Source organism: Microbulbifer sp. SH-1 (assembly GCF_011326135.1).
Classification (GTDB): domain Bacteria; phylum Pseudomonadota; class Gammaproteobacteria; order Pseudomonadales; family Cellvibrionaceae; genus Microbulbifer; species Microbulbifer harenosus.
In genome coordinates, this window is record NZ_CP046948.1 from 3,468,808 (window position 1) to 3,495,486 (window position 26,679).

The following is a 26,679-nucleotide window of genomic DNA, read 5'->3' on the forward strand; positions in this document are numbered from 1 at the left end:
AATGACGGACAAGCAACTGCCAGATGCGCCCTCCACCGGGCGCAACCGCGAGCCGATCTTCGAACAGTTGCAGCGCCTGCTAAAGCGCAGCCGCCGGGTGCTGGAAATTGGCAGCGGCACCGGTCAGCATGCGGTGTACTTTGCCCCGCGACTGCCGCACCTGGTATGGCAAACCTCGGAGCGCGCGCAGAACCTGCACGAGGTGCAGGCGTGGCTCGCCAATAGCCCCGCAGACAACTTGCCGCCGCCGCTGCCGCTGGATGTCACTGGTGAATGGCCGGAGCTGCGTGTGGATGCGGTATTCACCGCGAATACCCTGCACATCATGCCGGCCAGTGCGGTGGAGACCTTCTTCGCGCGTCTGCCGCAGGTTCTGCAGCCCGGCGGCCAGCTGGTCGTCTACGGCCCGGTGAAAATCGCCGGAGAATATATCGGCCCTGGCAACGCCGGCTTCGATGAACAGTTGCAAGAGCAGGACCCGCTGCGGGGGATTCGCGATCTCGAGTGGCTGGACCGGCTCGCTGAAGCACAGGGGCTCAGCAGAACCGAAAACAATTTCCTGCCCGCCAACAACCAGCTGCTGGTGTGGCGGTTGATCAGATAACGCGCTTTGTAGGAGCCTGCTTGCAGGCGAACATTTCCGGGCTCCGGACTATTCGCCTGCAAGCAGGCTCCTACAGGCAGAGTCATCGACAAGTACAAGGACCCTTTACTATGCCCCCATGGTTTGAAACCACCCTCGCCATCTTCGCCGGCATTGCCGCAGTATTCTTCTTTGCCAAATACCGCGAGACCGCCGCGGCCCTGCACGAATCCGAGCGCATGAAGCACAAACTGTCCAAAGACCTGGACCGCTACCGCGATGTACCGCAACTGCGCGCCCTGCGCGACAGCCTCACCGGCGGGCGCAGCCTGCCAGTGGATGACGAGGGGCGCGAGCATCTGCTGATCCGCGACAGTGAGCGCAAGCTGGTACACATAGCTCTTACAAAGTCCGCCACCCGGCTTTCGGCAGACGGTACCGCGCACTATCGCATCGACGGCGAAGAGCGGAGTTTGCAGGAGCTGGATTAATCCAGCGCTCCTTCCCACGGCTTCCCCCACTATCGAACTCGTCTGCTTCCCGCCGGGTGCGAGCCCACGCCCGGCGCCCCATACCCTCCGGTCTCTCCGGACTCAAAATGAATAAAGTTCTCAGTCTCGATGAGAGGTTTGTCACAAAATAACCCGGAAGAGCTATTGTCGCGCCAAGTGGTTAGGGCTATTTTGGCGCCGCCAATAATTCTGACTAATGGCGTGTACAAAAATTATTCTGACTGATACGAACAAAGGATCTGGTTGTTTATGTGGGCCAAGAACCAAATTGCCGGCATTGTTGCGGCAGGGGCTATTCTGGGGGCGGCACCGGTAGCCGCAGAAGTATTTTCCGGTCGCGGTAGCGCCATGGCCGGCGCCGGCGTCGCCGGTGGCGATTACACCTACAGTGCGCTGATCAACCCGGCGACCCTGACCAATTTCAAAGAAAACGACGATTTCGCGCTCAATATAGATGTGGGGGCAATTGCCAACGACGAGAATGAATTCTTCGACACCAGCGAGGATCTGAGCGACTTTCTCGACGACATTGACGGTTTGACCGCCACCCAGGACGATGCGAATTACATTCTCGCGCAACTGGAAATACTGGATCAGGGGCGGCTGACGGTGGATGCCGGTGCCCAGCTGACCATTGCCGTTCCCAACAGCCTGGCATCCGGCCTGCTGTTTGTTCGCCAGTCCGTCTTCGTGGCGACGGAGATCCGGCTGGCGGATTCTGACGTGGAGCTGCTGGAAGACTTCGGTGAGCAGATTTTCGACGAAAGTGACCTGCAAACCGCAGCCGGCGCGTTTGGTTATTCCCTGCAGGAAATCGGCTTTGCCGCCGCCCGCCAATTCACTTTCGGGGGTTACCAGGTTTCTCTCGGCGCAACGCCGAAATACCAGCGGGTTGAAACCATCGAGTACCTCGAAACGATCGCGGACTTTGACAGCGACGACTTCGACGCCGATGACTACATGCTGGAGCACAGCAATTTCAATATCGACTTCGGCGCGACCATCAACTGGGGTGAATTGCAGGGCGGTGTATCCCTGCGCAATGCCATTGCCCAGGACTACGACACCATACAGGGTGGGGTAAAAATCCAGCTGGAACCGCAACTGACCGCGGGCCTTGGTTATACCGGTGAAGTATTTACCCTGTTGGCGGATCTGGACCTGAATTCCATCGAGGCGTTCGAAGGTGCCGGTGAAGTACAGATCGCGCGTCTGGGTATGGAGGCGGACCTGTTTGATTGGGCCCAGCTGCGGATTGGGTACCGCCACGACCTGAAAGACACTTACGATGGCGCGCTGACAGCGGGTATCGGCTTCTCGCCGTTTGACGTGGTGCAGTTCCACCTGTCCGCGATCAAATCCTCCGACGACACCTACGGCGCAGCTCTGCAGTTTGGTCTGGATCTGTAAGATTTGTCGGTAGCCTGCGCAAGGGGCCTGCGGGCCCCTTTTGCATTTCCGGCACTCAGGTCAGACACTCAGGCCGAGCTGGCCAGGGTCAGTTTGTGCGTTGGGAAATTGAGCGTGAAGGTACTGCCGCGGCCAGGCACACTGCTGACCGTGAGGTTGGCACCGTGGCGCAGCAGCACATGTTTGACGATGGCGAGGCCGAGACCGGTGCCGCCACTCTCCCGGGAGCGGCCCGCATCCACTCGGTAGAAACGCTCGGTGAGACGGGGGATATGCACCGGATCTATACCGATACCACAGTCCTTCACGGAAAAATGCCCGCCCGCCGCATCCAAGCGCCAGCGCAGTTCAATCGGCCCGCCGTCAGGGCTGTACTTCACCGCGTTGAAGGCGAGGTTTGCAAACGCACTGTGCAGCTCGCCAGCGGTGCCGGTAATAGTGCAGTCCTCGGTACACTCCACGGTGATCTCGTGGCGCCCGCCACTCAGTGAGCGCGCCTCACCGGCCACCTGCTCCATCAACTGCCGGACCGACACCCTGTCGCGGCCAGTGTCGCGCTCCGACGTTTCCAGCCGCGCCAGCAATAGCAGATCGTTCACCAGCCCGGTCATCCGCACCGTCTGCTCGCTCATCTGCGTCAGCGGCCGCTCCCAGTTGCGCGGCGCCTGACCGCTCATCTGCAGCGTCTCCAGATAACCCGCAATCACCGTCAGCGGCGTGCGCAACTCATGAGACACATTCGCCACAAAATCCCGCCGCATCTGCTCGAGGTTGTGCAGTCGCGTCACATCCCGCACGATCACCAACGCCTCATCCTGACCGAAGCGCGTCACCTCCATGGTCAGAATACGCGAATCGTCCCCCGGCGCCGGAAGCGTAATCGGCTCCAGCGACGCGCGACCGCGCCCGAACATACGGTTGTGCATATGCTCCACAAACCGCGGATCGCGAACGAAGTTGACCAGCGGCTGCCCCGCATCATCCGCCTGCAGGCGCAACATCTGCCCCGCCGCCGGATTCCACCACGCCAGATTGCCCTCATCCTCCAGTGCCACAATCCCCTCGCGCAGCGCACTGGTACTGTCCTGCACCCGGCGCAGCATGGAATGGAGCTTCTGCTTTTCCTTGCGGTGGCGGCGTTGCAGTCGATAGAAATCGTCGGAAATATCCCCCCATACTCCGAAGCTCGTCGGCGCGGGACCGCGGCGACCGTTGCTCAGCCAGCGGTCGAACTGGTTCTGCTGCCACAGCAGCCAGCCGAGATACACGGCGAGGCCGGCGCACAGCGCCAGCCACCAGTTGTCGGTCGAAAAACCGAGAATGGTGGTGCCGAGGGCGATGACGATAAAGCGCGAGAACTCGCCAATACTGCGATCGAGCATGATGGTTGGGCCATCTTGTTTTGGGGTGCACTGATTATTCTCAGTGGACCTGCGGACTTTATACGAAGGAAATGCCCGAACCGAAGTGCGGGTTTTCAAGTGAAGGGCGAGTGCCGGGCTTGGGTTTTTGAAAGCGTCGGCAACAGGGATGTTGCCGACGCAGCGTACAGGGACGTATTCACAGCGGTTTCAAAAACCCAAGCCCGGTGCTCGACCGCCACCGGACTCTCTACGGAGTCCACAAAAAACGTGCGGAGTAGGATTACACCCTTTCCACAGTCTGTACAGAAAAGCGGTAGCCGGTACCGCGTACGGTCTGGATATAGCGCTCGTGACCGTCGATGGTCAGTGCCTTGCGCAGGCGACGGATATGCACGTCCACCGTGCGCTCCTCCACATACACATTGCCGCCCCACACATGGTCCAGCAACTGCGTACGGGTATAGGCCCGCTCCTGGTGCGAAAGGAAAAACGTCAGCAAACGGAACTCCGTCGGCCCCATCTCCACCGGCTGGCCATTGATCGTCACCCGGTGGCTGATCGGATCCAGCACCAGCCCCCCCGCCGTCAGCGGTTCCTCCGGCGTCGTCGGCCCCGCGCGACGCAGAACCGCCTTCAGACGGGCTACCAGCTCGCGCGGAGAAAACGGCTTAGTAATGTAATCGTCGGCGCCGGTTTCCAGCCCCTTGATCTTGTGATCTTCCTCGCCCTTCGCCGTCAGCATGATGATCGGCAGCGAAGACGTCAGCTCGTCGCGCTTCAGGCGGCGGGCCAGCTCAACCCCGGAAACATCCGGCAGCATCCAGTCCAGCAGCACCAGATCCGGCTTCTCGTCGATCACCAGTGCGTGCGCCGCCTGCGCATTCTCCGCCTCAAGGCAGCGGTAATCCGCCATCTCCAGCGCAATTCGCAGCATATCCCGGACCGGGGCTTCGTCGTCGACTATGAGGATCGTCTTGCTGTGCATCTGCCTGCCATACCCTAGCTGGTGAATTTGTCACTTAACTGACTTTTCTTAGAGTGGCCATTTAACGTCACTTTAATGACAAATATATGACAGCTGTGCGGCGATCACGACCTCGCCGCCAAAAGGTAGGTTCAGTTGGCTAGAAAATGGAAAAAAATACCTGCAAAAATCGCCGCGCCAGCCCAATTACTGTTGAGAAACGCCTGAAAGCAGAGTTCCCGTTGCCGATTCCGCACCAGCCACTGCTGATAGATGAACAGCCCGGTCGCCGCGGCCACGCCGCAGTAAAACAGAGCACCCAGCGCCTCCCGGCTGCCCAGCATCAGCAGCGCCAAAACGACCATCGCCTGCAAACTGCCGGTCATCACCCGGTCCATATCGCCAAACAGGATGGCGGTGGACTTGACCCCGATCCGCAAGTCGTCGTCCCGGTCCACCATCGCGTAAAAGGTGTCGTAGGCCACGGTCCACAGCAGATTCGCGGTGAAAATCAGCCAGGCCACCGCCGGCACTTCTCCCTGCACCGCCGCGAACGCCATGGGAATACCCATGCTGAAGGCGGCGCCCAGCACCACCTGTGGCAGGTGGGTATAGCGCTTGGCAAAGGGGTAGCAAAAGGCCAGCGCCAGTGCCGGCAGCGACAACAGTACAGTGAGCCGGTTGGTCGTCAGCACCAGTAGGAAGGCCGCCAGCATCAGGCCCGCGAACAGCAGCAGAGCGCCCTTCGGCGTGGCCGCACCGGTGGCCAGGGGGCGCTGGTTGGTGCGCTTCACGTGGCCATCGATGTTGCGGTCGGCGAAGTCGTTGACGGCACAGCCGGCGGCGCGAGTGAGGACCACACCGAGGGTGAACACCGCAAACAGATGCAGACCCGGCCAGCCCTCAGCGGCAATCCACAGGGCCCACCAGGTGGGCCAGAGCAGCAGCAGCGAGCCGATGGGGCGGTCGAGGCGCGCCAGCTGCCAGTAGGGAAGCAGTTGCGGCCAGCGCTGTTGTATCTGTTGGCTGATCACTTGCATAGGTGTCTCCCGGAACGCGTAGCCCTCAGGCGGAGGGTGGACTGTGGGGATTGAAACTGCTGAGGAAGGTTTCCGCAACCAACAGGGGCTTGTCGCCGAGCCAGAAGGTGGAGCGGCGGCCCCAGGCGCGGGTGGCCATGTCGGCGAACTGTTCGAGCTGGCATTGGGGATTGCGCGCAAGCTGATTGAGGACGATGGGGCCGCGCCGCATATCGGATCGGCTGAACAGGAGTTCCCCCAGGGGGCGGTTGTCGAGACTGCGCAGGTGGCGGTGTTTGCCGGCCAGGGAGCGCTCAGGCAGGATACTGCGGGCGTAGACCCAGGGTTGGCCGCGACCGCAGAGCAAAACTTCGCGCACGAGGGCGAGGGATTTGTCGCGCAGGCCGAGGGCGCGACGCTCTTCGAGGCGCGGTTGCTGCCAGCCCTGGTTGAGTATCTGAACGTGAAACTCGCCGCTGCTGTGGTGTTTGAGAGCGGCGGTGAGGGAGCCGGGGTGCAGCAGCCAGGGCAGCAGTGGCTCCGGTGGCGTTGATCCGTGGAGGGTGTCCAGCGGGTGGGGGTGCCAGTCGCCGACGGGTTCAAAAGGGGAGTGGTACAACGCTGACTCCGCGCGGGTTCAAATGACCGCATTGTACCTGAGCAAGCCATTCGGGGAACGCGCTTTGCCCCTCGTGCTTGCTGCCGATATAGTGGCGCAATCTATAACTAGAGGCCTGAACTAAGTTCGGTGGCGGCGCCTTCGCCCGGAAATTCTTGGTTCTTGCCATCCGCATATAATTTTTTGCCGCACTCGTGGTGAAAACATAAACAGGACGGACCATGGGGCTCACCAAACAAATCGTACTGGCCATGATCGCGGGCATCGCGGTCGGCCTGCTGTTCAATTTTCTCAATGTCAGCCAGATCCTTGGCGGAGGCGTAACCGGGTTTATCAATAACTACCTGACCAATGGCCTGTTCGATGTTGTCGGGCGGATCTTTATCGCGTCCCTTCAGCTGATGGTTGTGCCGCTGGTACTGGTTTCCCTGATCTGCGGAGCCTGTGCGCTGTCGGACGGCAGCCGGGTTGGGGTGCTGGCGGGCAAGACGCTGCTGCTGTACCTGATGACCACGGCACTGGCGATTTCGCTGGCACTGGTGCTGGCGTTGGTGTTCCAACCGGGTGCGGGTATGGAAGGAATGGCCGGTGATGCGGTGTTTGATCCCAAGCCGGCACCGCCGCTGTCGGAAATGCTGGTGAACATCTTCCCCACCAACCCGGTGGAAGCGATGGCCAAAGGCAACATGCTGCAGATCATTGTATTTGCTCTGCTGATGGGTTTTGCAATTTCCCGCAGCGGCAAGCCGGGGCAGCGCATTGCGGGCTTCTTTAATGATCTCAACGAAGTGATCATGCGCATGGTTTCGGTGCTGATGGTGTTTGCACCCTATGGGGTATTCGCGCTGTTGGCGAACAAGATTGCGCAACTGGGGCTGGATGCGATCCTGCAGTTGCTGAAGTACTTCCTTGTGGTGCTCGGCACGCTGCTGCTGCATGCCTTCGGGGTCTACTCGCTGCTGCTTAAGCTGCTGTCCGGCCTGAACCCGGTGAAGCTGATAAAGAAGATGCGCCCGGCGATGGTGTTTGCCTTCAGTACCGCCTCTTCCGCGGCCACGATACCAGTCACATTGCAGACGGTGGAGAAGCGCCTGGGCGTGGATAACAAGGTGGCCTCTTTCACCATCCCGCTGGGTGCGACCATCAACATGGACGGCACCGCGATCATGCAGGGGGTGGCGACGGTATTCATTTCCCAGCTTTACGGGATCGAGATCGGCCTGATGGGCTACCTGACCGTGATCCTGACGGCGACGCTGGCTTCTGTCGGCACCGCCGGCGTGCCTGGTGTCGGCTTGATCATGCTGGCGATGGTGCTGCAGCAGGTGGGCTTGCCGCTGGAGGGGATCGCCATTGTGATGGGTGTGGATCGCCTGCTGGATATGGTGCGAACGGCGGTGAATATCACCGGGGACGCGGTGGTGAGTACGATTGTGGCCAAAAGCGAAGGCGCGCTCAATCTCCAGACCTTCAACGATGACAACTACAACAGCGTGGCAGATGGCAACGAACGGAGTGCGAGCAGCGCCACCTCCTGACACTGCAGAAAATCACACACAACAGGGCTGCGTTTGCAGCCCCTGTTGTTTGTGCGCCTTACGTCTCCAGCGGGAAGCCGCTACAGCGCGGCCAGCTCCCGCAGCCGGTCCGCCTCGAGGTTTTCCTCCATGGACTCCACCAGCTGTTCCACCAGCTCGCTGAGCGCTTTCTTGATCGCCTCTTCGGTGTTGTCGTCACCGGTGCGGCCGTCGTGGTAGACGCGGGCCAGGTATTTTTCGCTGATCCTGAGTTCGTCGATATTGATCCTCTGCTCGCGCAGCGCGGTACCGCTGCGATTGCTGAGGACGTAACGGAACTCGCCGTTCAGGGTGACGTTGCCCTGCTCCAGGTCATAATCGGCCTTGGGCTTGATGCCGGCCAAGTGCTTGATGACCTTGAGGTTGAGGTTGTTTTGCAGGGTTAGAGCGCCGTCTGCCTGTACCAGCGGTACTTTCTCATCGTCCAGATACTCGTGCAGCTCCGTTGCCAGCTCGCTGTGCAGATGCTGGGTGTAGGTGCGTATCGCCTGCTGTTTCAGATCCGAAAGTGCGCCGCCGTTGCCGGCCTGGGCCAGCATAAGCTCCAGATTGCCAGCGGAAACGGGCATGGGCACATCAATCTCGATTTGTGTGGCGGCGACCACAAGACTGGGGGTGACATCATCGCCGCCCCAGAAGCCGCCCTGGGCATGGCTCTGGGCAGTAAATCCAATGCTCAGCAGGCCGGCGAGCGCCAGCTTGCGCAAGGTGGGGGTTCTCATTCATCGCTCCCTGTTTTCTTTTTTATGCCGGGATGTCTGGTAAAGCTCTGGCGAATCAATTCGCTCTGTAATTACTGTATAACAAGTGACAGGCTGCCAGTTATTGGGACAGAGAGCAAAATTTTTCCGTGACCTATGCGTCAGTAGTCGTTCGTTTTGTGCGCGGGATCTCGGCGGGAATTTGCAAGTTCGGCTACAGCCCTTGGGGATAGCTGGCGGCTGCGTGATCGGTGGGAGGCGCGCCCCAGGGCGCGCGGCGGGAGTGGGTCAGCCGCCGGCGATATTCCGCAGGCTGTCTGCTTCCAGGTCGTCCTCGATGCGGTCGAGTATCCGCGCCACCAGGTTGTCGGTCAGCTTTTCCAGTTCTGCTGGCGTACTGTCTTCGGCGGCCTGGCCGTTGCTGTAGGTCTTGATCTGGTAGCTGGCCTTGATACGCAGGTCGGCGATATCCAGGCGCCGCTCTTTCAGCACCTCGCCGCCCGGCTTCTGCAGGCGGAAGTGGAAATCGCCACTGGCGCTCAGATTGCCCTTCTCCAGCTCATAGTCGTCACCGCTTTTGAGTCCGCTCAACTGCTTGACGATGGAAATGTCGATGAAGTTGTGCAGGGTCAGCGAATGGTCGCTGGCAGCGAGCTCCACCTGTTCCTCCGCAAAAAAATGCCGCAGCGCGTGTTCGAGCTTGCTGCGCAATTGTTCGCTGAAGGCGCGGGTGGCTGCGTCCCGCGCGGCTGCCAGACCCTCGCCGGAGGCGGCCTGGGCGAGCAGCGCCTGCATGTCGTTTCCTTGCAGCGGCGTGGGGATTTCCGCGGCCACTTGGGTGCGCGCCAGGGTGATCTGGGGGAGTGGCGGTTCATCGCTGCTGCCAAACAGGCCGAGGGCCAGAGAGGGTGCGGAGGGCAGCGTCAACATGGCACAGACGACAAGGCGGCTGCCGGCGGACACAAGATTGTGCCTGAATGAGCGGTTCAAGTGAGTCTTCCTGTGGTTCTCGCGAGGTTACGCCATGTCGGCGCCGAGGGTTGTTGTACGTGCGTGAGCAACTCTCCAGCGGAGGCTGCCACTGCCACGGTGCGAGTGCAAAAATATTGGTGACTGTTCTTGACCAGTTGGTCTCTGCAAGGGGTGGCGGCTTCGAAAAAGGCGCAGCGCTTCACAAAGCCGGGAAAAGCTGGAGGGAAACTGTATAGCTAAGGACCGTGTAGCGTTGCGCACTGCCCCCATCAGGCCTCCGCGAAGCGCGGCTTGTTGTGCAGCCAGCGTCGCACCAGTGCCGCGCGTGCCCTGTGGTCCAGGCGGGGGTCGGCGGCGATTTTCTGCACCAGTGGCAACAGGTGCGCATCCCGCTGCAAGTCCGCGATGCGGTGCTGGATCTCGCCGGTCTGGCGGGTGCCGAGGATTTCGCCGGGGCCGCGCAGGCGCAGATCTTCCTCGGCGATGGCGAAACCGTCGGCGTGGCTGCGCAGGGCCTGCAGGCGCGCGCGGCCGTTGGCAGACAGCGGCGTGGTGTACATCAGCACACAGTGACTGGCGATGCTGCCCCTGCCGACGCGCCCTCTCAGCTGATGCAGCTGTGCGAGACCCAGGCGTTCAGGGTTCTCGATGATCATCAGGCTGGCATTGGGCACATCCACGCCCACCTCGATCACGGTAGTTGCGACCAATAAATCCACGTCGCCGGCCTTGAAGGCCTTCATTACCAGCTCCTTGGCCTCGGGCTTCATGCGCCCGTGCACCAGGGCCACGCGCACGCCGTCGAGGGTATCCGCCAGCTCCTCGGCGGTGGATTCGGCGGCCTGCGCCTGCAGCGTTTCCGACTCTTCAATCAGGGTGCACACCCAGTAGGCCTGGCGACCCTCGCGCACCGCGTTCTGTACCCGCTCCATCACCTCGTAACGGCGCTCGCTGGAGATGGCCACGGTGTTGATCGGCTGGCGGCCGGGGGGCAGTTCATCGATCACCGAACAGTCCAGATCCGCGAATGCCGACATCGCCAGGGTGCGTGGAATCGGGGTGGCGGTCATGATCAGCTGGTGCGGTTGGGTGCGGGCCGCGCCCTCGACGGAGTCATTTTCCGCGCCGGCGGCACCCTTTTCCCGCAGCTGCAGCCGTTGGCGCACGCCAAAGCGGTGTTGTTCGTCGATGATCACCAGCGCCAGGCGGTGGAACTCCACGCCATCCTGAAACAGTGCGTGAGTGCCTACCACCAACTGTGCGTCGCCGGTGGCGATGGCCGCCAGCTGCGCGCGACGCTCCGATACTTTCATACTGCCGGTGAGCCAGGCCACGGTGATGCCCAGGGGTTCCAGCCAGCCGCAGAAGTTGATCCGGTGCTGCTCGGCGAGAATCTCCGTGGGCGCCATCACCGCGCATTGATAGCCGGCGCCGATGGCCTGCAGAGCGGCGCGCGCGGCCACCAGGGTTTTGCCGGAACCCACGTCGCCCTGCAGCAGGCGCATCATTGGCACCGAGCGCGCGAGATCGTCGGCAATCTCTTTTCCCACGCGCTTCTGGGCATTGGTGGGCGCAAACGGCAGGCGCGCGAGAAAATCCCGCTCCAGCGCCGCATTGGGGGGGAGTGCGGGTGCGGAGACCCTGGAGGCGCTGCGGCGCAGTTCCAGCAGGCTCAGGTGGTGCGCCAGCAATTCTTCCAGCGCCAGCCGTTGCTGTGAAGGATGCTGGCCTTCCGCCATTTGCGGCAGGTCCGCGTCTGCCGGCGGCTGGTGCAGATACATCAGCGCGCCTGCCAGTGGAATCTGCAGGGAGCGCGGCAGCAGTTCCGCCGGCAGCAGTTCGGTGACATTGTTGCCGGCGAGCCAGTCGAGCCCCTGCCCGATCAGCGCGCGCAGCCGCCCCTGCCCGAGGCCCTCGGTCAGCGGGTATACGGGCGTGAGGGTGTCGGCAGTGGGGGAAATTTCCTCGCCGAGAATCTCGGTTTCCGGGTGATAAAGTTCGATACCCGCACTGCCGCGACGGGCTTCGCCGTAGCAGCGTATGCGGGTGCCGGGGGCCAGGCGGTTTTTCTGCGCGGCGGTGAAATGGAAAAAGCGCAGCGTGACACTGCCGCTGCTGTCCTGCAGGCGCACCGCCAGGCTGCGGCGACGGCCGAGCACCACGTCCGCGGCGCGCACTTCACCCTCAATGACCGCATCCATGCCCGGGCGCAGGCCCGCCAGCGGGACTACGCGGGTGCGATCCTGGTAGCGGGCCGGCAGGTGGAACAGCAGGTCCTGCAGTGAGCTGATATGCAGTTTGGCGAGGGTCTCCGCGAGCTTGGCGCCGACGCCTTTGAGGGCGGTAACGGGGATTTCCGCCAGCGGTTTCTGGCCCTGATGTTGGCTTTGGTCTTGTCTCTGGCTCACGGACTCTTGAGCTGGCACTGGTTGATGGCGTCGCGCAGCATGTCGATGGCGCGGTGTCGCGGGAAACTCGCCCGCCAGGCCAGGGCCACGGTGCGCCGAGGCGCCGGTGCCACAAATGGGCGGGTTACCAGCACACCGGTGGCGTACTGGGAGGCCGCCGCCGCCGAAAGTGGCAGCACGGTAATGCCCAGGCGGGAGGCCACCATATGGCGCAGGGTTTCCAGTGAGCTGCCGTCGGCCGCGGTGCGGATATGACCACTGGCGGCCTCTCTTTCAATCGACTGCTGCAGCTGCGGGCAGGCCTCCAGCACCTGGTCGCGGAAGCAGTGGCCTTCCCCCAGCAGCAGGACATTGTCTTCGCACAGCTGCTCCGGGCTCAGCGCTTCGAATTTGGCGAGCGGGTGATCCGAGGGCATCAGCACCACGAAGGGTTCATCGTACAGTGGCTGGGTGACCACGTCCGGTTCGGTAAACGGTAGCGCAATGATTACCGCGTCCAACTCGCCTTTGCGCAGGCGCGCCCGCAAAGTGGAGGTGTAGCCCTCCTCTACATACAGCGGCATCTGTGGTGCCAGATGTTGCAGCTGTGGAATGAAATGCGGGAATAAGTAGGGGCCGATGGTAAAGATGGCCCCGACCGACAGCGGGCTGCTCAGTTGGTCCTTGCCGGCGCTGGCGATGTCCTTGATGGCCGCCGACTGTTCCAGTACCAGCTGTGCCTGGGCGACGATACGCTCGCCCAATGGGGTGGCTTGCACCCGGGTCTTGGAGCGCTCGAACAGCGCGACCCCCAGCTCTTTCTCCAGCTTTTTGACGGCGATGGAAAGTGTAGGTTGGCTCACAAAACAGCGCTCGGCGGCGCGGCCGAAATGCTGCTCCTGAGCGAGGGTAACGATGTAGCGCAACTCGTTTAATGTCATGGCAAACGCAATCAAGGAAAACTTGGCGATAGAGTTTATTCATAAACGCCCCCAGGCGGCCAGCAAAACTGCCACCCGGATGTGTAAATGTCTCAAACCAGAAAAAAATGCTATTAATCAGCTTTATAGTTAGTAATTTTTGCTATTAACTTTCGCTCTTCGCAGTGGTGTGGCGCTTTATTTGCTATACGTTAAAGGGCAAGTGTTCAATACACACAAAGCGGAGAATCGCTATGGGAATTTTGTCTTGGATAATTCTCGGCCTGATCGCGGGTGCGCTGGCCAAGTGGATCATGCCGGGTCCGGACCCGGGCGGCTGGATTGTCACGATCATCATCGGCATTGTCGGTGCGATCATCGGCGGTTGGCTCGGCTCGCTGGTTGGTATCGGCGGACCTGTCACCGGCTTTGCGCTTGGCGATATCATCACTGCAGTGATCGGTGCCGTCATCCTGCTGTTTATCTACAGGATGGTGAAGTCGCGCAGCTGACTGCGGAATCGGAATACCGAGTGCAGAGGCCCACAGCGCGCTGTGGGCCTCGTTCACAGATTGCGATGAGCAAACAGGTTATAAATGGGTTTGCTGACTGAGTATTCGCAATAATTCACAAATTGTTCTCACATTCAACTTAGAAGAGGGTGCCGGAGCGATTGCGGCACCGGACATATTGGGGCCGACGTTCGGACCTGGGGGTTTATTCAAGCGGTTATGGCAAAGGAAAAAGTCTGGATCTTCGGCTGCGGCGATCTGGGGACTCGTCTGGCATTGAAGCTGGATCGCAAGGCGTACGACGTATTTGGCGTGCGACGCAATCCGCTGCAGGCGCTGGCACGCAAGCGCCGGGCAGACGTCGTCAACTGGCGCCGCGGCGACGCTACCCGGGCGGAAGATATACACAGGCATCTCGATGGGGGTGCGGATGTGGTCATCGCAACCTTTACCCCCGGCGCCAGCACGCCGCAGGCATATCAACGCGCCTATGTGGAAACCGCCAGCGCCATGCGCCAGGCCCTTGCGGATATGCAAAAGCCACCGCGTCTGCTGCTGTGGATTTCCTCGTCCCGTGTTTACGGCCAGAGCGGCGATCAGTGGCTGGACGAGCGCTCACAACCGCTGCCCAGCAGTTACCAGGGCGAAGCATTGCTGGCGGCGGAAAAGATCATTCAACAGAGTGTGGTGGAAACCTGTGTCGTGCGTTTCGCCGGCATATACGGCCCCGGCCGCGATCGCCTGCTTTCGCAAGTGCGCGCCGGCCGCTGCGCACCGCCCTCGCCACCGCAATACAGCAACCGGATTCATGTGGATGATGCGGTGGGTTTTCTGGCCCATCTGATCGAGAATCAGAAACGCGGCCGCGCCATTGAAAAACTGTATATCGGTGCCGACTGCACGCCGGTGCCCATGTACGAACTCCAGAGCTGGCTGGCCAAATCCATGGGATATACCAGCGCACATCTGCGCGAAGAAGTGCCCACCAGCGAACGCCGCTCGAAGAAGCTGAGCAACAAGCGCATGCTGGAAAGTGGCTATGAAATGCTGTATCCCGATTATCGCGCGGGCTATAGCACCCTGCTGGAAAACGACTGACAGGCTTCCGCGGAAGCCATCTCCCCCGAAATCCACGCCGCGCGCCGCTTGTTCAAAGCGGCGCGCGGCATCCCGCTCAGATCACCATCACCGCTTCGGCTTCAAACTGCGCACCGCGCGGCAGCTGGCTCACGCCTACCGCAGCGCGCGCCGGGAAGGGCTTGGTGAACAGCTCGTCCATCACTTCATTGACGGTAGCGAAGTTGCTTAGGTCGGTGAGGTACAGGTTCAGTTTGACGATGTGGTCCAGCGAGCCGTTGGCCGCTTCGCATACCGCCCGCAGGTTCTTGAACACCTGCAGGGCCTGTTCGCGGAAGTCCTCGGAGACGAGCTCCATGGTTTCCGGCACCAGTGGAATCTGGCCGGACAAGTAGATGGTGTTGTCGACTTTCACGGCTTGCGAGTAGCTGCCGATGGCGGCCGGTGCCTTATCGGTCTTTATCACGGCGCGATTGGGCATGGGGTTACTTCTCCGGGCCCTGCGGGGCCTGCTTGCTGAAAAAGAAAGCGGGAGAATATAGCGCGGTTTAAGCCGATTGGGGAGAAATGTGAGGCAGTCGGAAACGATATGCGAACCCATCCACAATCCAGAAAAAATTGTGCAAATCCCTTCCGAATTTAACAAAACCTCCGCAACCACCATCCGCCAGCAACCACAATTCAGAAGCCACAAATGAGGCCCGTCACCGGTGCCCACCCGACAAACGATTGCCGACAGGTTGTTTGGCGGGTGGGCACCGGTGGCGGGCCGGACTATTCGGGCTCTCGTGCTACTGCGAAGCTCAGGTGAGCTCCGTTGCAGGTTTTGTGGCGGCACGGCTACCGGAGACCATCCGCGAGACACGCCGTAGACCCATCCCTGGGGGCTCTTCTAAAACATCCATGTTTTAGAAGGTCTCACGGATGGTCTCCGGTAGCCGTGCCTGCGCATCGACGTTTCGTGTACTTAAATTGGGGTAGGAGAAGGTGATTACGGACGGGCGATCTTGAGAACCGCGGGCAGGTTGCGCAGGCGTTTCATCACCCGCGCCAGGTGCACCCGGTTGGTGACCTCCAGAGTGAGCGAGATCACGCTGTGCTGAGCATCTTTCTCGTCCACATGGATCTGTTCGATGCTGGCGCCCTCCTCCGTGATGCGCGTCGCCAGGCGCGCGATGATGCCGCGCTCGGATTCGACTTCCACCCGCACATCGCCGAGGAAATCCCCCTTCACATCCGGCGACCAGTTCACCGCCATGATGTTTTCCGGGTGCTCGCGCAACTCCGCCGCATTGCGGCAGGTATCGCGGTGCACCACCACACCCTTGCCGGAACTGATATGGCCCATGATGGTATCGCCTGGAATCGGCCGGCAGCAGCGGGCGAAACTGATCATCATGCCCTCCTGGGCGTCGATGGTCAGCGGCGACGAGATATGGCTGGCTTCGGTTTCCGTGGTGCCCGGCGGTACCAGTAGCTTGGCGGCGGAGAAGGCGGCGCGGTTGCCGAGGCCGATTTCTTCCAGCAGGTTGTCAAAGCTCTCGCAGCGCGCCTCTTTTACCCCGCGCTGGATCTGCTCTTCCGTAAGATCGGTGATTTTGAAGTGGAACTTCACCAGCGCCTTTTCCAGCAACCGCCGTCCCAGCGCGATGGAGTCGTGGTGGCGCTGGTGTTTGAGGAAATGACGGATGGCGCTGCGCGCCTTGGCGGTGACCACAAAGTTGAGCCAGTTGGGGTTTGGCTGCACATTCTTGCTGGTGAGAATTTCCACCTTTTGGCCGCTCTCCAGCGGCTGTGATAGCGGCGCCAGGCGCTGGTTGATGCGCACCGCGACACAGGAGTTGCCGATATCGGTGTGCACCGAGTAGGCAAAGTCCACCGCGGTGGCGCCGGCGGGCAGGTCGATGATTTTGCCTTTGGGCGTGAATACATAGACCTCGTCCGGGAAGAGGTCGATCTTCACGTTTTCGATAAACTCCAGCGAGTCGCCGGCGCGCTGCTGCATCTCCAGCAGGCCCTGTACCCAGCGGCGCGCGCGCACCTGGCTGGTGCCGCCGGTGTTCAACACCTCATCCCCGGAGGACTTGTACAGCCAGTGGGCGGCGATGCCGCTGTTGGCCATCTCGTCCATTTCCTTGGTGCGGATCTGCACCTCGATCGGCACCCCGTGCATGCCCAACAACACCGTGTGCAAGGACTGATAACCATTGGATTTGGGGATGGCGATATAGTCCTTGAACTCGCTGATCACCGGCTTGTACAAGTTGTGGATAACGCCGAAGGTGCGGTAACAGGTATCCACGCTGTCGACGATGATGCGGAAGGCGTAGACGTCCATGATTTCCTTGAACGACTTCTTCTTCGAGCGCATCTTTTGATAAATGCTGAACAGGTGCTTCTCGCGCCCGATTACCAGCGCATCGATCTTTTCCCGCTCCAGGCGCAGCTCGATGGCGTTCTGGATCTTTTCCAGCAGTTCCTTGCGGTTGCCGCGTGCGGCCACCAGCGCGGCGCGCAGGCGGCTGGCGCGCAGCGGGTAGATGGCGAAAAAGGCGCGGTCCTCGAACTCGATGCGCACATCGTTCATACCCAGGCGATTGGCGATGGGCGCGTAGATTTCCAGGGTTTCGCGGGCGATGCGCGCGCGCTTTTCCGGTTTCAGCGAGCCGAGGGTGCGCATGTTGTGCAAACGGTCGGCGAGCTTGACCAGAATTACGCGGATATCCCGCGCCATGGCCAGCGCCATTTTCTGGAAGTTCTCCGCCTGTTTTTCCGCCGGGCTGTCGGTTTCGAACTGGGTGAGCTTGGAGACCCCGTCCACCAGGTCCGCCACCTCGTCGCCGAACTGTTCCGCCAGTGCCGCCTTGGGGATGCCGGTGTCTTCGATCACGTCGTGCAGCATGGCCGCGGCCAGACTCTGGGCGTCCATGTGCATGCCCGCCAGGATGGTGGCGACGGCGAGGGGATGGGTAATGTAGGGTTCACCAGAGCGCCGCGTCTGGCCGTCGTGGGCCTGTTCCGCATAGAAGTACGCGCGGCGGACGAACTGGATCTGATCGGGCGGAAGATAGGACGAGAGGCGATGGGCCAGACTGTCGATAGTATGCAAAGCCGCGCTCGCCTCTTAGATTTCCTGCAAATCCTGCATCAATACGTCGGTAACCGGATTACAGGTCCTGCTCGGACAGGAATACAGGTGCCGGCGCGGCTCGGCGGACTGGCTCTTCTTCCGGCTCGTCGAGGATGCTGGCGTCCACGAAGCCCTCTTCGATTTCGCGCAGGGCGATCACGGTGGGCTTGTCGTTTTCTTCCGGTACAAACGGGTCGCGGCCGCCGGTGGCGATCTGGCGGGCGCGCTTGCTGCCGACAATCACCAGTTCAAAGCGGTTGTCTACGTGGTCGAGGCAATCTTCAACGGTAATACGTGCCATAAATCTTCTGTTCCAGTGTGGGTACGCCCGGGTGGGCGAGAAAGAGCGAATTCTGTCGTCCGCCGGGTTTAGACCCGGATGGATTGGGGGTAGCTATTCTACCGGACCGCGCGGTGTACGCAAATCGAACAGTGCACGGATCAAGATGCGAAGGTGGCGATGCCGGGTATAGGTTTGTGAGACCTTCCGCGAGAGGGACCTCGCGGAAGAGCCCCCATGGATGGGTTGAGGGGGGGCGCCTAGCCCGTGTCTCACAAACCTATACCCGGTAGCGCCGCCGCCACGGAATACGTTTAGAACGGGTGGCTTACTGCGTCCGCAACAGCGACTGCAGCAACGCACTGTGCCGCTCCTGCTGCCGCACCAGCCGCTGGCGCTCGGCCACCATGATGGCGCGTAGCTCGCTGAGGGCGGTGGTGAAGTCGTCGTTGATGACCAGGTAATCGGTCTCCACATAGTGGGACATTTCGTTGATCGCCTGCGCCATGCGCTTGTTGATCACCGCCTGATCGTCCTGGCCGCGACCGGTCAGGCGCTCCAGCAACGCCTGTTGCGACGGCGGCAGGATGAAAATGCCCACGGTTTCCGGCATCAGCCGGCGCACCTGCGCCGCGCCCTGCCAGTCGATTTCCAGGATCACATCGCGACCGCTGGCCAGGGTTTCATCCACCCACGCTTTGGATGTGCCGTAGAAATTCTCGAACACCTGGGCGTGTTCCAGAAACGCACTTTCACCGAGCATGTGCACGAACTCGTCGCGACTCACGAAATGATAGTTGATGCCGTCGATCTCACCCGGGCGCATGGGCCGGGTGGTGTGGGACACGGATACGGTGACCTGGGTGTCGGCCTCGATCAGCGCTTTCACGAGGCTGGTTTTACCGGCGCCGGAGGGCGCAGAGACCGTATAAAGAGTACCTGTGGACACGGCGAACCTTGCTGCAGTGGTGGTGAGTGGAAACAGATTGGCGGGGAGTATAACGGATGCGAGACAGGCAGTCCCCCGACCGGTGCTGGGGGCAAAAGTGTTGGGCTTTTTCGGCCACCTGTTCCGGGGAGACAGGTGGCTGAAGCCGGCCGGGAGTGCCTGCGGAAACTCAACCCGGACTCAGCAAAAGTGCGGGCTACAGCGGATTCCTAACGTTAATGACTAACGGGGGTGACTGTATCGCCTTTGCCATTAAAAACCAACCACCACCAGAGCGCGGCGCTGGCCACACAATAGCCGGCAACCGCGGCCCAGGTCGCCTGGGGCAACAGCGGCAGCGCGGCCAGCAGCGCGCCCAGCCGGCCCGGTTCCCACAGGCGGGTGCGCACTTCGCCATCCAAAATGCGTCCGTTCACCACCAGCCCTGCTACCAGCATCAGCACCAGCAGCGCGGTGGTGGCGTAGTCCAGGGTTTTGCCGTACTGCAGCAGCGCGAGCGTGGCGATGGAATAAACCAGGTGCTGCGCCAGCGCATACCAGCGCAGGCCGCGGGCAACCTTGGGGTCGTAGCGCTGGAAATTAGCCAGATCGCAACTGGGCACCGGCATCGCCGCCTCTGCATCCGCGGGGCGGTAACCGGTGGCGCGGAACCACAGGGTGAGTTTCTCCTTCCAGCTCTTGGTGTACACCGCGTCCAGCCACATGCGCTTGAAGTGCTGCAGGTTGGCGGCGAGCGGATCAAAGCTGTTCAGCGGTTTGCGCACGCCATAGATGCAGGGTTCCTCGTCCAGCTCCTCCTGGTATGTGCCGAACAGGCGATCCCAAATAATCAGCACGCCGCCGTAATTGCGGTCCACATACACCTTATTCTGGGCGTGGTGCACCCGGTGGTTGGAGGGGGTGACGAGGATCCATTCCATCCAGCGCATCCCTCTTTTAAAAGCGGGAATCTTCTGGGTGTGCACCCAGAACTGGTAGATCAGGTCGATGGCGCCGGCGGTGACCAGCAGCTCCCACGGCAGGCCGATCAACAGCAGCGGCAGGTAGAAGATCCAGCCCAGCGGCACCAGGTCGCTGGACTGGCGCAGCGCGGTGGTGAGGTTGTAGTCCTCACTCTGGTGGTGCACCAGATGCTCCGCCCAGAAGATATTGATTTCGTGACTGACGCGGTGCTTCCAGTAGTAACAAAAGTCGTACGCGATCACGGCCAGCAGCAGGTGCCAGGGGTTGTCGAGGGACCAGCTGATACCGAGCTGCCGGTAGACGGGTTCCAGCCATTGGTACAGGGGAATGTAGAGCAGCACCAGGATGCCCACCCGCACCAGACCGAGGATGCGGCTGAGTATGCCGGCGCCGAGACTGCCGATGGCGTCATTCAGCCGGTACAGGCCCCAGCCGCGCCAGCGGTCCAGTGCCAGTTCAATCAGTACGGCGAGCAGGAAAAATGGAATGGCGGCGGTAACGAGTCCCACGGACACCTCGGAAATTGTCTATATCGTTATCGTTGTTTTGACCTCGCGGGTAATGTTGCCACAGGCCGCGACGTGAACAATGTCCAGCGGAGACCGGATTCCGAAATCCGTACGCTATTGTCACCTATTCACCGCCAACACAAATGGGAGTCACCATGATCAACGCCTACGCCGCCGACAGCGCCGGTGCCGAGCTCAAGCCCTTCAGCTATGACCCTGGCAGCCTTCCCCCCGGCCAGGTGGAAATCGCGGTGGAGTACTGCGGCCTCTGCCACAGTGATGTGAGCGTGGTGAATGACGAATGGGGCATGACCGCCTTCCCCGTTGTGCCCGGGCACGAGGTGGTGGGCCGTATCGCGGCACTGGGCGACGGTGTAAGCCACCTGAAGAAAGACCAGCGTGTCGGGCTCGGCTGGCACGCGGGATTCTGCGGCCACTGTGGCGAGTGCGACACCGGCAATCAAAATCTCTGCTCTCAGGCTCAGCCCACCATCATCGGCCACCACGGCGGCTTTGCTGACAGGGTGCGCGCCAGTGCCAGCAGTGTGGTGCCGATCCCCGACGGGCTCGACCCGAAAGTGGTCGGCCCGCTCTTCTGCGCGGGCATCACCGTGTACAACCCGTTGGTGCAGTTCGACATCAAGCCCAACAGCCGCGCCGGCGTCATTGGCATTGGCGGCCTCGGCCATCTCGCCCTGCAGTTCCTGAATGCCTGGGGCTGTGAAGTGACGGCGTTTACCTCCAGTGACAGCAAACGCGAAGAGGCGCTGTCACTGGGGGCGCATCACACGCTGGACAGTCGCGATCCCAAAGCGCTGAAGGCTGCCGCCGGCAGTTTTGACCTGATTATCTCCACCGTAAACGTGAAGCTGGACTGGAACACTTACCTCGCCACGCTGAGGCCCCGCGGTCGCCTGCACTTTGTCGGTGCCACCACCGCGCCGCTGGATCTCAATGTGTTCAATCTGCTGATGACCCAACGCCAGGTCTCGGGCTCACCCGTGGGCAGCCCCGCCACCATAGCGGATATGCTCGAATTTGCCGCCCGCCACGGGATCGCGCCAAAAGTGGAGCACTTTCCCATGAGTGCGGTAAACGAAGCGTTCGAGCGGCTGGAGAGCGGCAAAGCGCGCTATCGCATCGTTCTGGAAGCGGGAAAGTAAGCAGTAAAAAGGCCGGCGGATGCCGGCCAGAAAAGGAAGAGGTGAATCAGTTTGGAATCGAGCGGATCGGTTCGCGATCAGGGCGCGGCTTCCGCCTGCAGTGTGACGCCTGAATAGGCGCTGTAACCGCGGATACTGATATACCAGGTGCCGGCCTGTGGATTGCTGAAACTGCAGCTCTCGTTATTGCCGTTGCGGTAGGGGCGGCAGTTGTAGCTGCTGGTGGTGGGTTGTGCGCCGTACCGTACGTACAGGTCGCCGTCGCCACTGCCGCCGCTCATCAGTACTTCCAGCGCCGCCATGCCGCTGTTCACATCCAGAGTGAAGTGCTGCCAGGACCCCGAAGCGCCCGAGAGGTTGCTTTCGGTCCAGCCGGTGGCGCCACCGCCACTGCCGCCCTCGTCAAAGCTGCCCGTAAGGCTGACGCCGGAGAAGCTGCTGTAGGCCTGCAGCATCACGTGGTAAGTCCCCGCCTGCACATTGCTGATATTGCAGGTTTCGTTGTTGCCATTCAGATAGGGGCGGCAATCGTAACTGCCGGTGGTGGGCTGGCTGGCATAGCGCACATACAGGTCCGCATCGCCGCTGCCACCGGAGATAGAGAAGCTGAGGTTGCTGGCGCCGGCCGGCACTTCAAGCGTGAAGTACAGGGCCTGTCCACTGCTGGCGGAAAGGCCGGTCACCGCGACGCCGTTGGTAAGTTCGCCGTCGCCGGGTTCCGGATCACTGCCGCCGCCACCGTTGGCTGCCGCGACCGCTGCGGAGGCATCCACGATACCGGAGCCGCACTGGTTGCAGGTGCCGGGAAAGCTGCGCGCGGTGTTCTTCAGGATGGACTCCACGTCGCTCGGTGTGATGCCGCTATCCACTGCATACAGCAGTGCGGCGGCACCGGCCACATGCGGCGCGGCCATACTGGTGCCCTGGTAGAAGGCATAGCTGTCGCTACCTGGGCCCTGGCTGCCACTGTTGAGGGTGGACAGTACGCCGTTGGAGCTTACTGAGGTTTCACCGCCCGGTGCCGCCACATCCACCACGCTGCCGTAGTTGGAGTAATAGGCGCGGCTGCCGGCGCGGTTGGTGGACGCCACGGAAATGACACCGGAACAGCTGGCGGGACTGTAGTTGGCGGCATTGGCGTTGGAGTTGCCCGCGGCTACTACCACGGTGGTACCTAGACTGCGAGCAGTATTGATGGCGTTTTGGGTGGTGGTGTCACAGCTGCCGCTGCCGCCGAGGCTCAGGTTAAGAACCTGCGCGGGATTCTGGTTGGCCGGCACACCGCTGACGCTACCGCCAGCGCCCCAGATTATGCCGTCGGCAATATCCGAAGTGTAACCGCCGCAGCGGCCCAGCACCCGAATAGGCACAATCTTGGATTTATACGCCACACCCGCCACACCGGTGCCGTTGTTGGTCACAGCGGCAATGGTGCCGGCCACGTGGGTGCCGTGCCAACTGCTGTTGCGCGCGGGTTGCCCGGCGCCACAAGCACCGGCGGGAGACCAGTCGCCAGGATCACTGGCATCGGAGTCGCGACCGTTTCCATCCTGGGCTACCGTGGTATCGGAGATCATGTCGTAACCCGGCAGTATATTGGCGTTCAGGTCCGCGTGCGGGCGGTAACCGGTGTCGATTACTCCCACTACCACGCCTTCTCCCTGAGTCACATCCCAGGCGCTCGGCAGGTTCAGGCCGCCGGTGGCTTCAAAGTAATGCCACTGCTGGTTGTAGTTGGTGTCGTTGGGGACAGCCATGGGTTGCATCAAACGGTCGGGTTCGGCGTATTCCACCTGCGGGTCCTGCTGCAGGCGCGCGATAATGGCATCGAGTTCCGCTTTACTGGTGCGCTGCTCCAGCTTCATCAACTGTGCCCCGGTGGCGAGACGGCGCATATGTGTGACGCGGTGCCCTGCGGTTTGCGCAATACGGTCCATTGCGGTCTGCGACATGGACATCGCATTGGCACCCGCCATGGTGCTCTTGTATTTCACGATGATGCGGTCTGTCACCACTTCGTCCGGCGCCACCGCCATAGCGGACAGCTCCGGTTCCACCGCCTGCGCAGTGAAACTCATACCGAAAGTGGCACTGAACAACAGTGTTGCTGCGCCGAGTACGGCGCCGGGTTGCTGTTTCAATAATGCTGAAAATTTCATTGTTGCGAATTTCTCCATAATTATTTTTATCGACGGAGCTGGGTAGAGCCGTCGTCAACCACACTGCGGAACTCCTGGGCAGTAGGCCCCGAATGCCAAGTACAATTTTGTTGTATCAACGTTTCGAGGTAATGGTTTAACGAGGAAGATGGTTGCGCCCGCAATTGAAAATTGGGACAACTCTTTGGAATTTGCGCCAAAATCAGGATTTACTTGGTACGCGCGTTTTAGGTGGGTTTGGGTCTGTGACGGAAGTCTCCGCGGGTGGCGCACAAAAAGTTTTCATCTGGCTGAGATAAAGCGGAGTAAAAACAGGAAAGCCGCACGGGCGTGGTGGGCGCAAGGATGACCTGTGCAAGATAGCAGCGGGTTGTTGAATTTATTGCTTCACTTGCTGTGTCAGAAGTTTTTGCACCACGTGGATGTGTATAGGTACCAGGCCCGCCCGCAAGCCGAAGGGCTTGAATACTTTATTGATAACCGTATTCGCGGGGCTGCTCTTGTCCCGCTCCATCCACCGAAGGGCGTAGTCGAGGTTGTAGCCCAGGGTTGTGGGACTGGCGGCACCCCGCTCCGGCTGGGACAGAGTCAGTTCGGCGGCGTCCTGCCACTGGCCGTCCACGAGTATTTGCACCGTCAGTGATTTCATAAACGCATTTTGAGCAAAAATTCACTCAAAAATAGCACCAAGCTTAGATTTTGGGAGTTTTTTTGCACATAAAACCGCTAACCCTAAAAAAATGAGCAAAATATTGCTCATTAGGTCGTGGTGATGGCGCGAGTGTTAACGCCGATTTATGTGCCGGCAGCCTTGTTTTTGGCTTCGATCCAGCGGCTCATGAATTCCTCGGCACGATGCTCGGTGCGCCTCAGGATGCGCCCCCAAATATTGCGCTTGCGATGCTCCTGCAGGTTCGCGGTGATATTTTCCAGTCGCTCGATAAATGCCGCCGCATGCTGCGTGTAGCAAAAGTTGTCGGCAAGTGCGCGGCAGCCGGCATCGCGCACCCTGAGCCATGCGGTTTTGTCCTGATAGAGGCGCGCCGTGGTTTGCGCAAACTGATCCGCATCGTCACTGAGCGGGTATCCCCAATCGCCCTCACCGGCCATGGATTCGGCGCCTACAGGTGTGGTAACCGTAGGTGTGCCGGAGAGCCAGCCGTCCAGAATTTTGCCTTTCTGCCCGGCGCCGAAGCGCAGTGGCGCCAGGTTCAGTCGGTAGCGCGCAAGCGTGGTCAGGGCGTCGTCGGCGCGCCCGTAAATGCGCAAGCCTGTCTTGGGATTGGTGAGTCGATGCATCGCGTGATCCGAGTAGGCGCCGTATACGTGGCACTCCACACCGGGCAGCAGTGGGTGCAGTCGCGGCCAGATGGCCTCGGCAAACCAATTGGTGGCATCGCGGTTGGGGGCGTGTTTGAACCCACCGATCATCACCAAGTGGCGGCGCGCGTCAAAGCCCGGCAATGAATTCATATCGGGCAGTTCCCGCACCAGGAAGGGCAGGTAGTACAGCTGCCAGTCCGGCAGGGCGAAGTGCTGTTTCAGCAGCTCCACCTCGACTTGCGAAATCATTACCGCGAGATCGCAGCGCGCCATGGCCGCCACTTCGCGCTCGGCGATGGGGTGAAACAGGTCCAGTGGTTGCCCGCTTTTCAGTGCCTGGTGGCGCGCCTCGCGCAGGCTGTGGAAATCGCTGGTGTCGAGCAGGGTGACCGCATGCGGGCACTGCGCGTGTACCCGCCAGCCAAACTGTTCCTCCATGACAAAGCGATCGTAAATCACCAGTGCGGGATCCAGTGCGCGCACCCAGGCATCAAAACGGTCGTCGTTGACCGCGATCTGATGCTCGCCGTAACCTGTGCTGGCCTGAAATGGTGTGGGCTGTGCGGGGCTGGCGATTTCAATCCGGTAGCCCGCCTCCGCCAGTAGATCGAGAATATCCAGCGTGCGCCGGCCGGCGGCGGTAGACGCTGGCTCGGGCCACTGCTTGGCGAGCAGCAGTGCGGTTTTGCCCGGCATGCCGGAAGACACCTGAAAACTATTCGATATTCTGCACCTGCTCCCGCATCTGCTCGATCAGCACTTTCAGCTCCACCGCGGCCTGGGTGGTATCGGTCACCACCGCTTTTGACGACAACGTATTCGCCTCGCGATTGAACTCCTGCATCAGGAAATCCAGACGCCGGCCGATGGGACCACCGTTTTTAAGCACCCGGCGGGTCTCGGTGATGTGGGCGTCCAGGCGGTCGAGTTCTTCGTCGACGTCGGCCTTCTGTGCCAGCAGGGCGATCTCCTGCTCAATGCGGTCCTTGTCGATTTCCTCCAGCAGCTCCTGCAGGCGGGTTTTCAACTTCTCGCGCTGGTTCTGCAGTATCTGCGGCAGCAGCGCGCGCACCTTTGCGACCTGTTCGCCGATGCCCTTGATGCGCGCTTCGATAAAGCCAGCCAGTTCCGCCCCCTCGCGCTCGCGGTTGTCCACCACCTGCGTCAGCGCCTGTTGGAAGCCGTCGAGGATGGCGCGGGCCTGTTCGGCGGTGTCGGTTTCCGGCTCGGCGATGACACCCGGCCACTTGAGTACTTCCAGCGGATTGAGTGGCTGGCTTTCCGGGGTCACCTGCATTGCGGCCCTGACCAGTTCCTCGACCAGCGCCTGATTGATCTGCAGGCCGGTTACTTCACCGCTGTTGGCCTTGAGGTTCAGGGTCATTTCTACTTTGCCGCGGTTCAGGTTCTTGCGCAGCAGCTCGCGCAGTTTGGGCTCCAGTGCGCGGGCGGCTTCCGGCAGGCGGAAGTGGGGCTCCAGGTAGCGATGGTTGACGGAGCGCATTTCCCACACGGCGGTGCCGGTGGAGTAGTTCACTTCCGCGCGCCCGAAGGCGGTCATGCTGCGCACTTTGTCGTTGGCCATA

24 protein-coding genes are annotated in these 26,679 nt (G+C 61.1%); 7 read left to right on the forward strand and 17 right to left on the reverse strand.

Annotated features, from left to right (window positions below):
* Position 1 precedes the first annotated feature (1 nt).
* The 3 genes from GNX18_RS14215 to traF all read left to right on the forward strand — a co-directional run bounded on the left by GNX18_RS14215 (position 2) and on the right by traF (position 2,505).
* On the forward strand, positions 2–604 hold the full coding sequence (locus GNX18_RS14215) for a DUF938 domain-containing protein (RefSeq protein ID WP_138234187.1): 603 nt from the start codon (positions 2–4) through the stop codon (positions 602–604).
* A 110-nt stretch (positions 605–714) separates the two neighbouring features.
* The gene (locus tag GNX18_RS14220) at positions 715–1,074 is read left to right on the forward strand and encodes a hypothetical protein (protein ID WP_138234188.1); all 360 of its coding nucleotides are present in this window, start codon (positions 715–717) and stop codon (positions 1,072–1,074) included.
* A gap of 270 nt (positions 1,075–1,344) precedes the next feature.
* The gene (gene traF / locus GNX18_RS14225; protein WP_166218899.1) at positions 1,345–2,505 is read left to right on the forward strand and encodes a conjugal transfer protein TraF; all 1,161 of its coding nucleotides are present in this window, start codon (positions 1,345–1,347) and stop codon (positions 2,503–2,505) included.
* 68 nt (positions 2,506–2,573) lie between these two features.
* On the opposite strand, the gene phoR is transcribed toward traF, so the two are convergent.
* The 4 genes from phoR to GNX18_RS14245 all read right to left on the reverse strand — a co-directional run bounded on the left by phoR (position 2,574) and on the right by GNX18_RS14245 (position 6,471).
* Complete coding sequence (phoR, locus tag GNX18_RS14230; protein ID WP_166218901.1) at positions 2,574–3,887, reverse strand: phosphate regulon sensor histidine kinase PhoR; 1,314 nt, start codon at positions 3,885–3,887, stop codon at positions 2,574–2,576.
* 262 nt (positions 3,888–4,149) lie between these two features.
* The gene (phoB, locus tag GNX18_RS14235) at positions 4,150–4,854 is read right to left on the reverse strand and encodes a phosphate regulon transcriptional regulator PhoB (protein WP_138234191.1); all 705 of its coding nucleotides are present in this window, start codon (positions 4,852–4,854) and stop codon (positions 4,150–4,152) included.
* Positions 4,855–4,985: 131 nt separating this feature from the next.
* Positions 4,986–5,873: a 4-hydroxybenzoate octaprenyltransferase gene (gene ubiA / locus GNX18_RS14240; protein ID WP_166218903.1), complete on the reverse strand. Its 888-nt coding sequence runs from the start codon at positions 5,871–5,873 to the stop codon at positions 4,986–4,988.
* Between the two features lie 25 nt (positions 5,874–5,898).
* Positions 5,899–6,471 (reverse strand): chorismate lyase, encoded by a 573-nt coding sequence (locus GNX18_RS14245; RefSeq protein WP_138234193.1) that lies wholly within the window; start codon positions 6,469–6,471, stop codon positions 5,899–5,901.
* A gap of 221 nt (positions 6,472–6,692) precedes the next feature.
* Here GNX18_RS14245 and GNX18_RS14250 point away from each other — a divergent pair, with 221 nt between their 5' ends.
* Positions 6,693–8,009: a dicarboxylate/amino acid:cation symporter gene (locus GNX18_RS14250; RefSeq protein ID WP_138234194.1), complete on the forward strand. Its 1,317-nt coding sequence runs from the start codon at positions 6,693–6,695 to the stop codon at positions 8,007–8,009.
* 80 nt (positions 8,010–8,089) lie between these two features.
* On the opposite strand, the gene GNX18_RS14255 is transcribed toward GNX18_RS14250, so the two are convergent.
* The 4 genes from GNX18_RS14255 to GNX18_RS14270 all read right to left on the reverse strand — a co-directional run bounded on the left by GNX18_RS14255 (position 8,090) and on the right by GNX18_RS14270 (position 13,049).
* Positions 8,090–8,770, reverse strand: a complete 681-nt coding sequence (locus GNX18_RS14255; protein ID WP_166218905.1) for a hypothetical protein — start codon at positions 8,768–8,770, stop codon at positions 8,090–8,092.
* Positions 8,771–9,037: 267 nt separating this feature from the next.
* Complete coding sequence (locus GNX18_RS14260) at positions 9,038–9,739, reverse strand: hypothetical protein (RefSeq protein ID WP_166218907.1); 702 nt, start codon at positions 9,737–9,739, stop codon at positions 9,038–9,040.
* Between the two features lie 251 nt (positions 9,740–9,990).
* Positions 9,991–12,129 (reverse strand): ATP-dependent DNA helicase RecG, encoded by a 2,139-nt coding sequence (gene recG, locus GNX18_RS14265; RefSeq protein ID WP_166218909.1) that lies wholly within the window; start codon positions 12,127–12,129, stop codon positions 9,991–9,993.
* On the reverse strand, positions 12,126–13,049 hold the full coding sequence (locus GNX18_RS14270; RefSeq protein ID WP_166218911.1) for a hydrogen peroxide-inducible genes activator: 924 nt from the start codon (positions 13,047–13,049) through the stop codon (positions 12,126–12,128). Before GNX18_RS14270 ends, recG begins: the two co-directional genes overlap by 4 nt.
* Before the next feature lie 233 nt (positions 13,050–13,282).
* On the opposite strand from GNX18_RS14270, the gene GNX18_RS14275 reads away from it, so the two are divergent.
* The gene (locus GNX18_RS14275; RefSeq protein ID WP_138234199.1) at positions 13,283–13,540 is read left to right on the forward strand and encodes a GlsB/YeaQ/YmgE family stress response membrane protein; all 258 of its coding nucleotides are present in this window, start codon (positions 13,283–13,285) and stop codon (positions 13,538–13,540) included.
* Positions 13,541–13,759: 219 nt separating this feature from the next.
* Positions 13,760–14,638, forward strand: coding sequence for an NAD-dependent epimerase/dehydratase family protein (locus tag GNX18_RS14280; protein WP_166218913.1), 879 nt, complete (start codon positions 13,760–13,762; stop codon positions 14,636–14,638).
* A 76-nt stretch (positions 14,639–14,714) separates the two neighbouring features.
* On the opposite strand, the gene GNX18_RS14285 is transcribed toward GNX18_RS14280, so the two are convergent.
* The 5 genes from GNX18_RS14285 to GNX18_RS14305 form a co-directional block, all read right to left on the reverse strand.
* Complete coding sequence (locus GNX18_RS14285; RefSeq protein WP_105102516.1) at positions 14,715–15,098, reverse strand: RidA family protein; 384 nt, start codon at positions 15,096–15,098, stop codon at positions 14,715–14,717.
* A gap of 510 nt (positions 15,099–15,608) precedes the next feature.
* A complete protein-coding gene (spoT, locus tag GNX18_RS14290; protein WP_166218915.1) occupies positions 15,609–17,726 on the reverse strand; it encodes a bifunctional GTP diphosphokinase/guanosine-3',5'-bis pyrophosphate 3'-pyrophosphohydrolase in 2,118 nt (705 codons plus the stop codon).
* A 58-nt stretch (positions 17,727–17,784) separates the two neighbouring features.
* Complete coding sequence (rpoZ, locus tag GNX18_RS14295) at positions 17,785–18,048, reverse strand: DNA-directed RNA polymerase subunit omega (protein WP_138234202.1); 264 nt, start codon at positions 18,046–18,048, stop codon at positions 17,785–17,787.
* 307 nt (positions 18,049–18,355) lie between these two features.
* Entirely contained in the window at positions 18,356–18,976 is a 621-nt protein-coding gene (gmk, locus tag GNX18_RS14300; RefSeq protein WP_166218917.1) for a guanylate kinase, read from the reverse strand.
* Positions 18,977–19,191: 215 nt separating this feature from the next.
* Entirely contained in the window at positions 19,192–20,448 is a 1,257-nt protein-coding gene (locus tag GNX18_RS14305; RefSeq protein ID WP_166218919.1) for a sterol desaturase family protein, read from the reverse strand.
* A 155-nt stretch (positions 20,449–20,603) separates the two neighbouring features.
* On the opposite strand from GNX18_RS14305, the gene GNX18_RS14310 reads away from it, so the two are divergent.
* Positions 20,604–21,611, forward strand: coding sequence for an NAD(P)-dependent alcohol dehydrogenase (locus GNX18_RS14310; RefSeq protein ID WP_166218922.1), 1,008 nt, complete (start codon positions 20,604–20,606; stop codon positions 21,609–21,611).
* 77 nt (positions 21,612–21,688) lie between these two features.
* Here the strand turns inward: GNX18_RS14310 and GNX18_RS14315 are convergent, their stop codons facing one another.
* From GNX18_RS14315 to GNX18_RS14330, 4 genes are all read right to left on the reverse strand, one after another.
* Entirely contained in the window at positions 21,689–23,770 is a 2,082-nt protein-coding gene (locus GNX18_RS14315; RefSeq protein WP_166218924.1) for a S8 family peptidase, read from the reverse strand.
* Between the two features lie 379 nt (positions 23,771–24,149).
* Complete coding sequence (locus GNX18_RS14320) at positions 24,150–24,419, reverse strand: hypothetical protein (protein ID WP_166218926.1); 270 nt, start codon at positions 24,417–24,419, stop codon at positions 24,150–24,152.
* A gap of 146 nt (positions 24,420–24,565) precedes the next feature.
* Entirely contained in the window at positions 24,566–25,789 is a 1,224-nt protein-coding gene (locus GNX18_RS14325) for a glycosyltransferase (RefSeq protein WP_166218928.1), read from the reverse strand.
* Positions 25,790–25,808: 19 nt separating this feature from the next.
* Complete coding sequence (locus GNX18_RS14330) at positions 25,809–26,678, reverse strand: YicC/YloC family endoribonuclease (protein ID WP_138234210.1); 870 nt, start codon at positions 26,676–26,678, stop codon at positions 25,809–25,811.
* Between the last annotated feature and the right edge of the window lies 1 nt (position 26,679).